General features: G+C 75.7%; 10 protein-coding genes. 7 read left to right on the top strand and 3 right to left on the bottom strand.

Annotated features, from left to right (window positions below):
• The first annotated feature begins 18 nt into the window (after nt 1-18).
• The 3 genes from DWV08_RS17285 to DWV08_RS09145 all read left to right on the top strand — a co-directional run bounded on the left by DWV08_RS17285 (nt 19) and on the right by DWV08_RS09145 (nt 3,978).
• Entirely contained in the window at nt 19-723 is a 705-nt protein-coding gene (locus DWV08_RS17285) for a YkoF family thiamine/hydroxymethylpyrimidine-binding protein (RefSeq protein WP_115413504.1), read from the top strand.
• Entirely contained in the window at nt 720-1,457 is a 738-nt protein-coding gene (locus tag DWV08_RS09150; protein ID WP_241237202.1) for an ECF transporter S component, read from the top strand. Before DWV08_RS17285 ends, DWV08_RS09150 begins: the two co-directional genes overlap by 4 nt.
• 124 nt (nt 1,458-1,581) lie before the next feature.
• Complete coding sequence (locus DWV08_RS09145) at nt 1,582-3,978, top strand: ATP-binding cassette domain-containing protein (RefSeq protein ID WP_241237201.1); 2,397 nt, start codon at nt 1,582-1,584, stop codon at nt 3,976-3,978.
• A gap of 104 nt (nt 3,979-4,082) precedes the next feature.
• Here DWV08_RS09145 and DWV08_RS09140 read toward each other — a convergent pair whose 3' ends face one another.
• On the bottom strand, nt 4,083-4,997 hold the full coding sequence (locus DWV08_RS09140) for a phosphoribosylaminoimidazolesuccinocarboxamide synthase (protein WP_115413503.1): 915 nt from the start codon (nt 4,995-4,997) through the stop codon (nt 4,083-4,085).
• Nucleotides 4,994-6,298: a phosphoribosylamine--glycine ligase gene (gene purD, locus DWV08_RS09135; RefSeq protein WP_115413502.1), complete on the bottom strand. Its 1,305-nt coding sequence runs from the start codon at nt 6,296-6,298 to the stop codon at nt 4,994-4,996. The genes DWV08_RS09140 and purD overlap by 4 nt, the downstream gene beginning before the upstream one ends.
• Nucleotides 6,299-6,512: 214 nt before the next feature.
• Here purD and truA point away from each other — a divergent pair, with 214 nt between their 5' ends.
• From truA to DWV08_RS09115, 4 genes are all read left to right on the top strand, one after another.
• Nucleotides 6,513-7,412, top strand: coding sequence for a tRNA pseudouridine(38-40) synthase TruA (truA, locus tag DWV08_RS09130; RefSeq protein WP_115413501.1), 900 nt, complete (start codon nt 6,513-6,515; stop codon nt 7,410-7,412).
• A 393-nt stretch (nt 7,413-7,805) separates the two neighbouring features.
• Nucleotides 7,806-8,249, top strand: a complete 444-nt coding sequence (rplM, locus tag DWV08_RS09125; RefSeq protein WP_115413500.1) for a 50S ribosomal protein L13 — start codon at nt 7,806-7,808, stop codon at nt 8,247-8,249.
• A 51-nt stretch (nt 8,250-8,300) separates the two neighbouring features.
• Nucleotides 8,301-8,801, top strand: coding sequence for a 30S ribosomal protein S9 (rpsI, locus tag DWV08_RS09120; RefSeq protein WP_115413499.1), 501 nt, complete (start codon nt 8,301-8,303; stop codon nt 8,799-8,801).
• 136 nt (nt 8,802-8,937) lie between these two features.
• Complete coding sequence (locus DWV08_RS09115; RefSeq protein WP_115413498.1) at nt 8,938-10,275, top strand: CoA transferase; 1,338 nt, start codon at nt 8,938-8,940, stop codon at nt 10,273-10,275.
• A 129-nt stretch (nt 10,276-10,404) separates the two neighbouring features.
• On the opposite strand, the gene DWV08_RS09110 is transcribed toward DWV08_RS09115, so the two are convergent.
• A complete protein-coding gene (locus tag DWV08_RS09110) occupies nt 10,405-13,740 on the bottom strand; it encodes a DEAD/DEAH box helicase (RefSeq protein ID WP_115413497.1) in 3,336 nt (1,111 codons plus the stop codon).
• Nucleotides 13,741-13,845 lie beyond the last annotated feature (105 nt).

Below are 13,845 nucleotides of genomic sequence, written 5' to 3'. Positions count from 1 at the left end.
GTGCCCGCTGAGGAAGGCATGGACCCCGTGACACCCACCCCTGCCGGCACCCCTGCACCCCCGCTCCACCCCACCGCGCCCGCGGACCCCACCGCCACGCCACTCGGCTTCGGGGTGGGTGCGCGCGTCACCGCCGCCGTGATGTCCGAGGACTACGCCCGAGTGCTGGTGGACATCCTCTCCCGCCTCGACACCACCGGCCTGGTGCGCGAGACCGGTGACGTCTCCACCTACTTCGGCGGCCACGAGGTGCACCTGCAGCGCGTCCTCATCGACCTCGCCGAGGACCTCGCCCGCACCGAGCACCACGCCGCCCTCACCGTGACCCTGTCCCGCGGCTGCCCCGGCGAGGTGGCGTGCGCGCTGCCCGCAGGCGCCGGGCCGCGCGCCACCGAGGTGCCCGCCCCGCGCCGCACCGGCCGCTTCGCCTCCGCGGAGTGGTCGCTGTACCCGCTCGCCGATCAGGTCGCCGCCGACGGCACCGCCCCCGACCACATGCGCGACATCCACGCCGCCATCGACCACGCCCGGGAGCTCGGCACCTTCCGCGGCTCCGAGCACTTCGCGACCCGCCTCGAGGGGGACGTCGGCGAGGTGATCGCCACCGCCGTGGCGGGATGGCTGCTGGTGGGGCGCAGCGTCCAGCACGTCACCAGCCACCTCACGCTCTCCCTGAACAGCCCCTCCCACGAGGTGCGCGAGATCGAGGAGGGCACCCGATGAGCGACCTCCGACCCGCCCCCGACCGAGGCCCCGCCGGCGGCGCCCCCGCCCCGGCCCCCGCACCGCACACGGCCTCGCCCACGACGCGCCGCCCCCGACTGAGCCTGCGCGAGATCGTGCTGGTGGTGGTGCTGGGTGTGGTGTTCGGCTTCCTGTACTGGGTGTTCGTGCAGGCCTGGAACGGCCTCGCGATCGCGATGGGCCCCGCCGGGGACCTCGCTCAGCACGTCCTGTTCGGCTCCTGGCTGCTGGTGGCCCCCATCGCGCTGGCGATCCTGCGCCGCCCCGGCGTGGGGATCCTCGCCGAGCTGCTCGCCGCGGTGATCGAGGTGGTGTTCCTCGGCAGTCCCGTGGGGCCGCTCCTGGTGCTCTCGGCGGCGCTGCAGGGCCTGGGCAGCGAGATCCCCTTCGCGCTCACCCGCTACCGCCGCTTCGGCTGGGGCGTGTTCGCCGCCTCCGGCGCGCTCGGCGCGGGCCTGGTGTTCTTCTGGACCGCGTACCGGATGGGCTGGTACGGGCAGGATCTGCTCACCCTGCGACTGGGGATGCAGGTGGTCTCCGGGATCGTGCTGGGCGGACTGCTCGCGAAGGTGATCGTGCGGGCGCTGGAGCGCACCGGCGTGCTCGCGAACTTCGCCATCGGTGCCGCTGCGGCGCAGGAGGCCGCGGGGCCGGGCGCCGGTGACGGCACGGGGCACGGGGACGACGGGATTCCGCAGCGCCGTGTCCGCTGAGGCCCGCGCCCTGCCCGCGGCGGCCACCGGACGTGCGGCCGCCGGACGAGCGGTAGCCGGACGAGCGGCCGCCCCGTCCACCGGGCCCGTCCCTCCGCCCCTCGTCGAGGCGAGGGACCTCGAGGTGGTGCTGCCCTCGGGGGACGGCGTGGGGCCGTGGACGGGCACCGTCGCGCCCGGGGAGCAGGTGCTGGTGCTCGGCCCCAGCGGCAGCGGCAAGTCCACCCTGCTGCGCACCCTCGCCGGGGCCGTCCCCTCGCACCGCCGCGGCCGGGTCACCGGCTCGCTGCGGGTGGGCGGGATCGACCCGGTCGCCGAGGGGGTGCGTGCCACCGCCGAGGTGGTGGGCATGCTGGGCCAGGACCCGGCCGACGGGGTCTGCCTCCCGCAGGTCGCGGACGACGTCGCGCTGCCGCTCGAGAGCCGCTGCGTGCCGCCCGGGGAGATCGGCGCGCGGGTGCGCGCGGCCCTCGACCGCGCCGGGGTGGCCGCGCTCGCCGAGCGCAGCGCCGCGACGCTCTCCGGCGGCCAGCTGCAGCGGGCCGGTCTCGCCGCAGCGGCGGTGGCGCGCCCCCGGCTGCTGCTGCTCGACGAGCCCACCGCCATGCTGGACGCCGACGGCGTGCGCGCCGTGCGGGACGCGGTCGCCGCCGCCGTGGCCGACGGCGACGTGGCGGTGATGCTGGTCGAGCACCGGCTGGACGACTGGGCCGGGGAGCGGGGGATCGCTGCACTGCCGTCCCGCACCCTGGCGCTCGACGGCTCCGGGCGCGTGCTCGCCGACGGGCCGACGGCCCAGGTGCTCGCGCGTCACGGCGCCGCGCTGCGGGAGGCCGGGTGCTGGCTGCCCCGCGAGATCGAGGAGCGGCTCGACCAGGACGCCGCCTCCGCCGAGCCGGGTCCGACGCCGCCCGCCGCGCGGGTCCCTGCTCCCCGCGCCGCACCGCCGGGATCAGCGGTGCCCGTGACCGCACCGCCGGGCGACGGGACGAGCCTTCTCGCCGTGGCCGGGGCGGATCTCGGTCATGAGGGCCGCACGGTGCTGGCCGGCGTGGACCTCGAGGTGCGCGCGGGCCGGCTGCTGGCCGTGGTCGGCCGCAACGGCGCCGGGAAGTCCACGCTGCTCGGGGCGATGTCCCGTCTCGACGCCCCGCAGCGGGGCACCGTCGAGGGGGCCGCCGCCGCACTGGTCTTCCAGCGGCCGGAGGCGCAGTTCATCGCCGACACCGTGCAGGGGGAGCTCGAGGCCTCCGGCGCCACGAGCACACAGGCGACGGCGATGCTGGAGCGACTGGACCTCCTGGATCAGGCGCCGCAGAGCCCCTTCGCGCTCTCCGGCGGCCAGCAGCGCCGCCTCTCGCTCGCGGCGGTGCTGCTGGGCCGGCGACCGGTGCTGCTGGCCGACGAGCCCGGCTACGGCCTGGACCGGGCCGGGCAGGCCGCTGTCCTCGCCCTGCTGCGCGAGGCGGCCGATGCCGGACGCGGCGTGGTCATGACCACGCACGATCTGCACTCGGTGGCTGTCGCCGATGCGGTGGTGGTGATCGCCGACGGGCACCTGCACGGTCCGATGCCGCCCGCCGACCTGCAGCAGGACCGGGTGCTCATGCAGCGCGCCGGACTGCTCCCCGGCCCGGGACGGGGAACGGCGGGTCCCGAAGGGCCGGACCAGGGCGGGGCGGACGACGGGGGGAGAGCCGCCGCCACCGCGCCGACGACCCCGTCGGCCCGCGGCGTCACGCCGGCGACCTCGTCGGCCCGCGGCGCCGCGCCGGCGTCGACGGCGCATCCCTGGCTCGCTCGGCGCAGCCCCGCCGTGCTGCTGGGGCTGCTCACGGGCCTCAGCGTGGTGGGCATCGCGCTCACCGATCCGGTGCCGCTGCTGATCCTGTACCTGCTGCTGGGCGCGGGCGCGATGCTCGGCTGTCGCCTGGGCCCGCTCGCCCTGGCGCGTGCCCAGCTGCCCTTCGTGGTCTTCGCCGGCGGGGTGTTCGCGGTCAACGTGCTCAGCCGGCCCGGGCACGAGCCCTGGCCGGAGCTGCCGGTGCGAGTCACCGAGGAGGGCATCGTGCTGGGCACGGCGCTCGCGCTGCGGGTGCTGGTGATCGGCCTCGGTGCGGTGATCGTGCTGCGTGCCTCCGACCCGCGCCGCACGATGATCTCCCTGCAGCAGCACGCGCACCTGCCCGCCCGGTACGCCTATGCCCTGCTCGCCGGGCGCCGGCTGCTGGACGACCTGCCGCGGCGGTGGCGCACGATCACACGCGCCCACCGAGTGCGTCTGCCGCTCACCGCGCAGGGGGACGTGGCCGCCCTGCGGCCCCGCCACCTGCTGCGCTGTGCCTTCGCGCTGCTGGTGGACGCGGTGCGCAGCGCGGAGCGGATCGCCTTCGCGCTGGAGTCCCGCGGGCTCGGCGAGGGGCCGCGGACGGTGTGGCGACCGGTGCCGCTGGGTGCGGGGGACGCCGTGCTCGCCGCCGGAGTCGTGGCCACGGTGGTGCTGGTGCTGCTTCTGTCTTGAACCGTCGGTCCGGGCGCCGCAGGCCCGGGCGCGGTCGGCCCGGCCTCAGCCGGCTCGGGCCCCGTCGGCCCGGGCTCGGCCTGGCCGGGACCCAGCCGGCCGAGTCAGAAGCTCTCGCCGGTGAGGCGCTCGTAGGCCTCCACGTAGCGGGCGCGGGTCTGGGCGACGACCTCGTCCGGCAGCACCGGCGGCGGCAGGGCGGAGCCCTTCGACCAGCCGGAGGCGGCGGAGGTGAGCCAGTCCCGCACGAACTGCTTGTCCAGGCTGGGCGGGGTGCGGCCGGGCACGTGCTCGTCCGCGGACCAGAACCGGCTGGAATCGGGGGTGAGCACCTCGTCGCCGAGCATCAGCGTCCCGTCCACGCGGGAGCGGCCGAACTCGAGCTTGGTGTCCGCGAGGATGATGCCGCGCTCGGCCGCGATCCGCCGCGCCCGCTCGAACACCGCCAGGGTGAGGGATTCGAGCTGCGCGGTGAGCTCCTCGCCCAGCAGCTCCCGGGCCTGGGCCACGGTGATGTTCTCGTCGTGCTCGCCGGGTCCCGCCTTCGTGGACGGGGTGAAGATCGCCGGCTCCAGGCGGGAGGCCTCCACGAGACCCGCCGGCAGCACGTGCCCGCCCACGGACCCGCCGGCGCGGTAGTCGGCCAGGCCCGAGCCGGTGAGGTGCCCGCGGGCGATGCACTCCAGCGCCACCATGTCCAGGCCGCGGCAGCGCAGGGCGCGCCCTGCCACGGCCTCGGGCACGTCGTCACCGGAGAGCACGTGGTGGGGGACGATGTCCGCCAGCTGGTCGAACCAGAACAGGCTGATGCCCGTGAGCAGGCGGCCCTTGTCCGGGATGCCGGGCTGCAGGGAGTGGTCGTAGGCGCTGATGCGGTCGGTCGCGACCACCAGCACCTCCTCGGCCGACGAGGGCTCCACGCCCGCCGGGACGTACAGCTCCCGGACCTTGCCGGAGACCACGTGGTCCCAGCCCGGCAGCTGCGGGGCCTCGATCAGCGGTGCGGTGGCGGTGGTCACTGGTGCGCCTCCTCGGCGGCGGCCCGGGCGTCCGCGGCGGCGCGGCGGGCGATGTCGGTGCGATGCTGGCTGCCCTCGAGCACGATCTGCTCGGCGGCCTCGAGCGCTCGGGTGCGGGCCTGCTCGAGGTCCGTGCCGCGGGCCACCACGGACAGGACCCGGCCGCCGGCGCTCACCAGCGCCCCGTCCACCTCGGCGGTGCCGGCGTGGATCACGTGGGCGCCGCGCTCCTCGCACGCCTCGATCCCGGTGAGCGGATCGCCGGTGCGGGCGGAGGCCGGATAGCCGGCGGACGCCACCACCACGGTGACCACGGCGTCCTCGCTCCAGCGCAGCGCAGAGCCGTCGGACTTCTCGGCCAGCTCTCCGCGGGCCGCGGCCCGCAGCAGCGGCGCGAACGGGGTGTCGAGGCGCTCGAGCACCACCTGGGTCTCGGGATCGCCGAAGCGGGCATTGAACTCCACCACCCGCAGCCCGCGGGAGGTGAGGGCGAGGCCGCAGTAGAGGATGCCCACGAAGGGGATGCCACGGTCGGCGAGCTCGGCGATCGTGGGCCGTGCCACCGTCTCCACCACGTCCTCGACGAGGCCCTCGGGGGCCCAGGGGAGGGGGGAGTAGGCGCCCATGCCGCCCGTGTTCGGGCCCTGGTCGTCGTCCAGCGCGCGCTTGAAGTCCTGGGCGGGGGCGAGCGGCACCACGCGGGTGCCGTCGCTCACGCAGAACAGCGACACCTCGGGGCCGTCGAGGTACTCCTCGAGCACCACCTGGCCGCCCGCCTCCAGCACCGACTCGGCGTGCGCGACCGCGGCGGCGCGGTCCTCGGTGACCACCACGCCCTTGCCGGCCGCGAGGCCGTCGGCCTTCACCACGAAGGGCACGTCGCCCAGCGGGTTCACCCGGTCCAGGCCGGCGGCGAGCTCGGCCGGGTCCGTCACCGTGACCGAGGCGGCGGTGGGCACCCCGGCCGCGGCCATGATCTCCTTGGCCCAGGACTTCGAGCCCTCCAGGCGCGCCGCCTCCGCCGACGGTCCGAACACGTCGAACCCCGCCGCGCGCAGGCGATCCGCGGCGCCCGCGACCAGGGGCGCCTCGGGACCGATCACCACCAGGTCCGGGCGCAGCTCCTCGGCCAGGCGCACCTGGCCGTCGAGGTCCGCGACGGAGACGTCGTGGCAGGTGGCGAGCTGCGCGATCCCGGGGTTGCCGGGGGCGACGTGCAGCTCGGGGGCGGGGCGGTCGGCGGCGAGGCGACGGGTGATCGCGTGCTCGCGGCCTCCGGAGCCGAGGACGAGGATCTTCACGCGGGCCAGCGTACAGAGCGCGCCGCGGCGCCGCCGAGCTGACCGCAGTGCGGCCACCGGCCCGGGAGACCCCGCGTGGCACCCGCGCGGGGGATCCGGCAGCAGGGTCCGCCGGCGAGGTCTCTCCGAGGTCTCTCCGAGGCCCCCGGGGATCCCTTTGCGGGGTCCGCCGGCGGGATCCGGCGAGGAGCGGCCTGCCGTTACGATCGAGCGCATGTCCGAGCATCACCCCGACACCGCCCGGCTGCGCCTGGACCTCTCCTACGACGGCACCGACTTCCACGGCTGGGCCGCCCAGCCCGGCCAGCGCACCGTCCAGGGCGAGCTGGAGAAGGCGCTGGGGCGCATCGCCCGCGTCCCCTCCCGGGTCACCGTCGCCGGGCGCACCGACGCGGGCGTGCACGCGCGGGGCCAGGTGTGCCACCTCGATCTGCCGCGCAGCGTGCTCGCCACCCTCCCCGGCCGCTCGGACCGCGCTCCCGTCGAGGCGCTGGTCAGCCGTCTGGCCGGCGTGCTGCCGGAGGACGTGGTGGTCCACGTGGCCCGGGAGGTGCCCGCGGACTTCGACGCCCGCTTCGGCGCGCAGTGGCGCCGCTACCGCTACCGCATCTCGGACGGCCCCGCCGCCCACGACCCGCTGCGGCGGGACGTGCTGCGGCACCGTCGGCCGCTGGACGTCGAGGCGATGGCGCGCGCCAGCGCGCCCCTGCTCGGCGAGCACGACTTCCTCTCCTTCTGCCGCCCGCGCGAGGGTGCGACCACGGTGCGCGAGCTGCGCGAGCTGCGGTGGGAGCGGCCCGGGGAGGGGCGGGCCGACGAGGGCCTGATCGTCGCGACCGTCGTCGCCGACGCCTTCTGCCACCACATGGTGCGCTCCCTGGTGGGCGCCCTGCTGGGTGTGGGGGAGGGGCGCCGCCCGGAGAGCTGGCCCGCCGAGGTGCTCGCCGCCCGCACCCGGGAGGCCTCCACCCGCGACGGCGCCGGCGCCGCGCCGCTGTGCCCGCCGCAGGGGCTCACCCTCGACCACGTCGCCTATCCTCCGGACGAGGAGCTCGCCGCCTGGGCCGCCCGCACCCGCACCCTGCGCAGTCCGCTGCCGGCCGAGGGGCCCTGACCCCGTCCCCTCCCGGCGTCCGGGCCCTGCGCCGCTCCCGACCCGCCGGGAGTCCAGGACGCCGCGTGCGTCGGTGCCCCCGCGCTCGCGCCGGCGCCGACGTGGGCGAGGCCACGTCGGCGGAGCCCGCCGCCGCGTTGACCCTGGCCAGTGCGAGCGGATAGCCTGAGCCGTCGTCGTGCCTCGGTGCGTGCCCGACTCCGCTGCCTGAGCAACCTCTGGCGCGAGGAGGGGTCTCACCCGCACCCAGGACCGTCGCCGCGTCGTAGGCGGAACGGGACGGGCTCGACGAATCAGGTCATGCTTTTTCCGAGGAAGCGTGTCCACGGTCCATCGAACTGTGCCCGCGAGCAGACCGCTCGACGGGCACTCCGACGAGAGAAGAAGGCACGAGTGCGTACGTTCACCCCGAAGCCCGGCGATGTCGAGCGTTCCTGGTACGTCATCGACGCAACGGATGTCGTCCTCGGCCGGCTCGCTTCCCAGGCTGCCCAGCTGCTGCGGGGAAAGCACAAGCCGGTCTTCGCACCCCACGTGGATGCAGGCGACTTCGTGATCATCATCAACGCTGACAAGGTCGCCCTGACCGGCAACAAGCGGGAGGCGAAGCTCGCCTACCGCCATTCCGGCTACCCCGGCGGTCTCCGCGGCATCCCCTACTCCGAGCTGCTCGAGAAGAACCCGGAGCGTGCGGTGGAGAAGGCCATCCGCGGCATGCTCCCTAAGAACAAGCTGGCTGATCAGCAGCTGAAGAAGCTCAAGGTGTACTCGGGTGCCGAGCACCCCCACGCCGCTCAGCAGCCTGTCCCCTTCACCATCGATCAGGTGGCGCAGTAAGCGGGGGCTCCCGCCACTCCGCCCTGCCGCACGGAACAATCAAGGAGAACCGTGACTGAGACCACCCCCGAGACCCTCGAGGCCGTGACCGACGAGTCCGCCCCGGAGAGCTACACCACCGAGTCCACCGGCGAGGCCGCCGTGGGCGCCGGTCAGTCCGCGACCGCGCCCGGCTACGGCACCGGCCGCCGCAAGCGCGCCATCGCCCGCGTGCGCCTGATCCCCGGCTCCGGCCAGTGGACCATCAACGGCCGCACCATCGAGGACTACTTCCCGAACAAGCTGCACCAGCAGGAGATCAACGACCCGTTCACGGTCCTCGACCTCCAGGGCCGCTTCGACGTGATCGTGCGCCTCACCGGCGGCGGCCCGTCCGGCCAGGCCGGTGCGGTGCGCCTCGGCGTGTCGCGTGCGCTGAACCAGATCGACGAGGAGAACAACCGTCCGACCCTGAAGAAGGCCGGCTTCCTGCGTCGTGACGACCGCATCATCGAGCGCAAGAAGGCAGGCCTCAAGAAGGCCCGCAAGGCGCCGCAGTACTCCAAGCGCTGATCCGGCGCGGAGCATCGCTCCGCGGATCACGTGCCCGCACGGCCCCCGACCGCTCTGGTCGGGGGCCGTGCGTGCATCCGGGGGCGAGCGGGCCGGGCGCTAGGCTCGAGCACGTCCCCGCCCCCAGGAGGAGCCCATGCCCGCACCGCAGCAGCGCTGGTGGGGCGGTGCGCTCGACGCCGAGGCGCTCGCCCGGGACGCCGTGCAGCGGGTGCGCGACGCCGCCCGCGCCGTGGCCGCCGCGCGCGACCTCGAGGTCGAGATCGAGACCTCTCCCGCGCTGATCGCCGCCTCCTTCGCCGCGATCGACCACCTGCGGATCGACGGCAGGCCCGCACAGCCCTGGGGCGGGCTCTCGGGATTCGTCGCCGCCCGCGACGGCTGGGTGCGCCTGCACGGCAACTACCCCCACCACGCCGCGGTGCTCCGCGCGGTGCTGGACGTCGAGGACCGGGCCGGTCTGGAACGGGCGATCGCCCGGTGGGACGCCGCCGACGTCGAGGAGCGGGTGGTCGCCGCCGGCGGGATCGCCGCGGCCGTGCGCGACGAGGCGCAGTGGCGCGCACACCCCCACGCCCGCGCCACGGCGCAGGAGCCCTGGGCGGGGCTCGTGGACCGAGGGGAGCGCGGCATGCTGCCGCCGGCGGTCCCCGGGGCCGCGGGGCGACGGACCGTGCCGGGCGAGTCGTCGGCCGGGGACTCCTCGGCCGGGGACCCCTCGGCCGGCGGGGACGCAGAGCTGCTGGCGGGGGTGCGGGTGCTGGACCTCACCCGGGTGATCGCGGGCCCCACCTGCACGCAGCTGCTCGCCTGCCTGGGCGCCGAGGTGCTGCGCCTCGGCCCGCCGCACCGGCCCGAGCTGCTCGATCAGCACCTCTCCACCGGGATGGGGGTGCGGTCGGCGCTGCTCGACCTTCGCCGCGAGGAGGCGCGGGCGCGGCTGCGCCGCCTCGCCGCCGAGGCGGACGTGATCCTCACCGGCTACCGGCCCGGCGCCCTGGACCGGCACGGGCTCGGCCCCGCGGACCTCGAGGAGCTCGCCCCGCACTCCGTGCTCGGCGTGCTCTCCGCCTGGGGCACGCACGGCCCCTGGGGCGGGCGCGCGGGCTTCGACTCGATCGTGCAGGCCGCCACCGGCATCGCGGTGCGCTGCGGGAGCGAGGAGCGCCCGGGGGCGCTGCCGGTGCAGGCCCTCGACCACGCCACCGGGCACCTCCTGGCCGCGCACGTGCTCGACGCGCTGGCCCGCGGTCGTGCGGTCACCGTGCGGGCGAGCCTGCTGGGCGCGGCGCGGACGCTGTTGGCCCTGCCCGCCCCGTCGGGCGAGGTCGCCGCGCTCCCGGTGCCGCTCCGGCAGGTGGCCTCCGGGGCCGGGACTCTCGAGGTGGTCCCGCCGCCGCTCACCGTCGGCGGGCGCACCCTGGAGCGGGACGTGGGCGCCGACGGCGCCGAGCGCGCGCGGTGGCATGGCTGAAAATCTGGGCGTCTGGGCGTCTGGGCGTCTGGGCGTCTGGGCGTCTGGGCGTCGGGGCGGCTGAGCGTCGGGCCGCTGGGGCGCCCGGGCGTCAGGCCGCCGGAGCGCCTGCGCGCCCGGGCCGCACCCTCAGCTGAGCAGCTCGCGCAGGTCCTCAGCCGTCACCGCGGCGCGGAACGCCTCCCCGCCGTCGGTGAGGGCGTCGAACAGCTCCGCCTTGCGGCGCTGCAGCGCCAGCACCTTCTCCTCGATGGTGTCCTCCGCGATCATGCGGTACACCATCACCTGGCGCTCCTGCCCGATGCGGTGCGCACGATCCACCGCCTGGTTCTCCGCGGCCGGGTTCCACCACGGATCCAGCAGGAACACGTAGTCCGCCTCGGTGAGCGTGAGGCCGAAGCCGCCCGCCTTCAGCGAGATGAGGAACACCGGGGCTCCGCCCTCCCGGAAGCCGGTCACCGCCGCGTCGCGGTCCCGGGTGGCGCCGTCCAGGTGGGCGTAGCGCACCTCGCGCCGGTCCAGCTCCGCCGCGACCCGGTCCAGGTAGGAGGTGAACTGGCTGAACAGCAGCACCCGATGGCCGTCCCCGATCACCTCCTCGAGCCGGTCGAACAGCGCGGCGAGCTTCGAGCTGGGCACGTCCGCGTACTCCTCGGCGTCCACCAGCGCCGGATCCAGCGCCATCATCCGCAGCAGCGTGAGCGAGCGGAACACGATGAAGCGGCTGCGGTCCAGATCGGTCTCGATCAGGCCCAGCACCTTCTTCCGCTCCCGCTGCAGCACCGAGTCGTACACGGCCCGGTGCTCCGGCGAGAGCGTCACCGTGAGCACCTCCTCCTGCTTCTCGGGCAGCTCCCGCGCCACCAGCTCCTTGGTGCGGCGCAGCAGGAACGGGCGCACCCGGCGCCGCAGCAGCGCCATCCGCTCCGGATGCTCCCCGGACTCGACCGGCAGCGTGTACCGCTTGCGGAAGCCGATCGCCGTGCCCAGCAGGCCCGGGGAGACCAGATCCATCAGCGCCCACAGATCGTCCAGCGAGTTCTCCATCGGGGTGCCGGTGATCGCCAGGCGGAACGGCGCGAGCACCCCCTTCGCCGCCCGGTGCGTGCGGGAGCGGCGGTTCTTCACGAACTGCGCCTCGTCGAGCACCAGCCCCTGCACGGCCCGGCCCGCGAACTGCTCCTCGTCCAGGCGCAGCACCGCATAGCTGGTCACCACGATGTCCGCCCCGAGCATCGCGGAGGCGAGGTCCTGCCCGCGAGAGGCGGCGGTGCCCTCCAGCACCCGCACGTCCAGGCCGGGCGTGAACCGCTCCGCCTCCCGGCGCCACACCGGCACCACCGAGGCGGGCGCCACCACCAGGAACGGCGGCGCCTGCGGCTCCTGCTCCCGTGCACGGGCGATCAGGGCGAGGGTCTGCACCGTCTTGCCCAGGCCCATGTCGTCGGCGAGGATCCCGCCGAGGGAGTGGGCGAACAGGGTGGCGAGCCACGCGAAGCCCTCCTGCTGATAGGGGCGCAGCGCGGCGTCCAGCCCGCGAGGCAGCGAGGGGGCCGGGGCGTCCTCGAGAGTGCGCAGGGACGCGGCGGTGCGATGCCACTGCTCGGCGGCCACCGTCTCCTCGGCGATCTCCGCCAGGTCGTCCCACAGGTCCAGCTGGAAGCGGGAGATCCGCTGCCGTTCCGGCTCCCACTCCGCCAGCGCCTCGCCCTCGCGGATCAGCTCCCGCAGCGCGTCGAAGGCGGGATGGTCCAGCGAGAAGTAGGTGCGATCGGGCATCAGCAGCCGCGAGCTGCCCTGGGCGAGGGCCACGAAGAGGCTCGGAAACGGGATCTGCCGCCCCTCGATGGTGATCTCGAAGCCGAGGTCGAACCAGTCGTTCTTGCCCGGCGCGGCCTGCTGGGTGACCCGCACCTGCGGGGCGCCGTCGAGCTCCCGGTAGGCGTGCCGCGTCCCGGTGATCTCCACCTCCACATGGTCCAGCGCGGCGAGGTCGTCCAGCACGTGCTCGGTGAAGTGCGCGGTGTCGGTGCCGCTGAGCAGCTCCGGGGCATCGGTGGGATCCATCGGCCACAGGGACATCGCCTCGGCGATCACCGCATCCTCGTGCGCGCGGTCGCGGTGCGCGCCGTGGCGCTGGTCCATCGGCAGGCGCCGGTCGGGGTCGTGGTAGTGCCAGGACCAGCGCAGCGCCAGCCGGTCCCCGGAGGCGTAGGCCGCCTCGAGGTGGAGGGTGGGCCGCCGCGCCGCGGGCAGCTCGATGCTGTCGTCCTCGCTGGTGATCGCGGTGAGGCCGCGCAGCTGCGGATAGGCCACCTCGAGGAAGGCGGAGCGCTCCGCGGAGGGCACCACCAGCGGCTCGCGACGATGCAGCAGGCCGCGCAGCGCCCGCGGCACCGAGACGTTCAGCGGGGCGACCCGGGCGGTGAGCAGGGCGTCGTCCTCGGCCTCCTGCACGTCCAGCACCCCGGCTGCGCCCAGCACGCGGCCCCGCGCCGCCTCCTGGCCGCCGATCCTCACCCGGGGCCGCACCGCGAGGTCCTGCGTGGCGGGGTCGGCCCGCAGGTCGAGACCCACCTCGCCCTCCGCGGCCAGGTCGATCGCGGCGAGCCCGGCGCCGGGCAGCAGCTCCACCCCGGCGGAGCGCGCATGCTCGAGGGACTGCCACAGCAGCGGGGAGGTGATCGCGTTCAGCCACAGGTGCTCGATCGCGCCGCTGGAGTAGGAGCGCTCCACGGAGGCGGCCGCGAACAGCCGGGTGAGCGCCTCGCCGTGCGCGGCGTCGTACTCGCGTCCCGCCTGGCGGTACTCGAAGGTGCGCCAGGAGAGGTCGCCCTTGACCCAGGTGCCCTTGCGCCCCCGGGTGAGCGGTCGCATCCCCAGCCAGAGCTCGGCGCCCGCCGCCACGTGCGCGGGGGTCGCGGTCTCGCGGTGGTGACGGGAGGCGCCGCTGCCCGAGGTGCCGGCCTCGAGATCGAAGCGCAGCGCCAGCGGCTTCGGCGCGGTGGTGGAGCCGCCGGCGGTGCCTCCGCGCGTCGGCGTCGCGCCGAGCAGCGGCCGCAGCACGCTGCGCCACTCCGAGGGCGGGGCCTCCTCGACCGCGCGGGTGCTGAGCTCGTTGAGGCGGTACAGGGTCGCCGCCACGTGCAGGCAGGACTCGCCCGCACTGCAGTCGCAGCCGGAGCGGCGGGGCCGCCACAGCCCGCCGGGGCCCGGCGCCTGGAAGCGCAGGGAGACGGCATCGGGCGCGTACTCCACCAGCTCCACCTCGGTGCGGTGCGGGACGGCGTCCACGCCGGTCTCGTCCGCGACCCGGGCGGAGACCACCTCGGCCGCGGCGTCCCAGGTGAGATCGCTGACGCGGCCGGCGCGCGCGGCGGCGAGGCCCCGGCCGGCGGAGCGGTCGCCCACGTGGTGGCTGATCGCGGAGGGCAGCAGGCGGGGGAGCAGCTCGGGATCGGGCATCCCTCCAAAGTAACCGGCGGGGGCCACCCGTGACGAGGACGATGACGAGGTGTGCGGCACCGAACGGGTAGTCTCACTGCGGCACCGCCCCGGCCCGCCCGCGCG

This window comes from Brachybacterium saurashtrense (genome assembly GCF_003355475.1).
In the GTDB taxonomy this organism is placed as follows: domain Bacteria; phylum Actinomycetota; class Actinomycetes; order Actinomycetales; family Dermabacteraceae; genus Brachybacterium; species Brachybacterium saurashtrense.
This window is presented reverse-complemented; position numbering and strand designations above follow the sequence as displayed.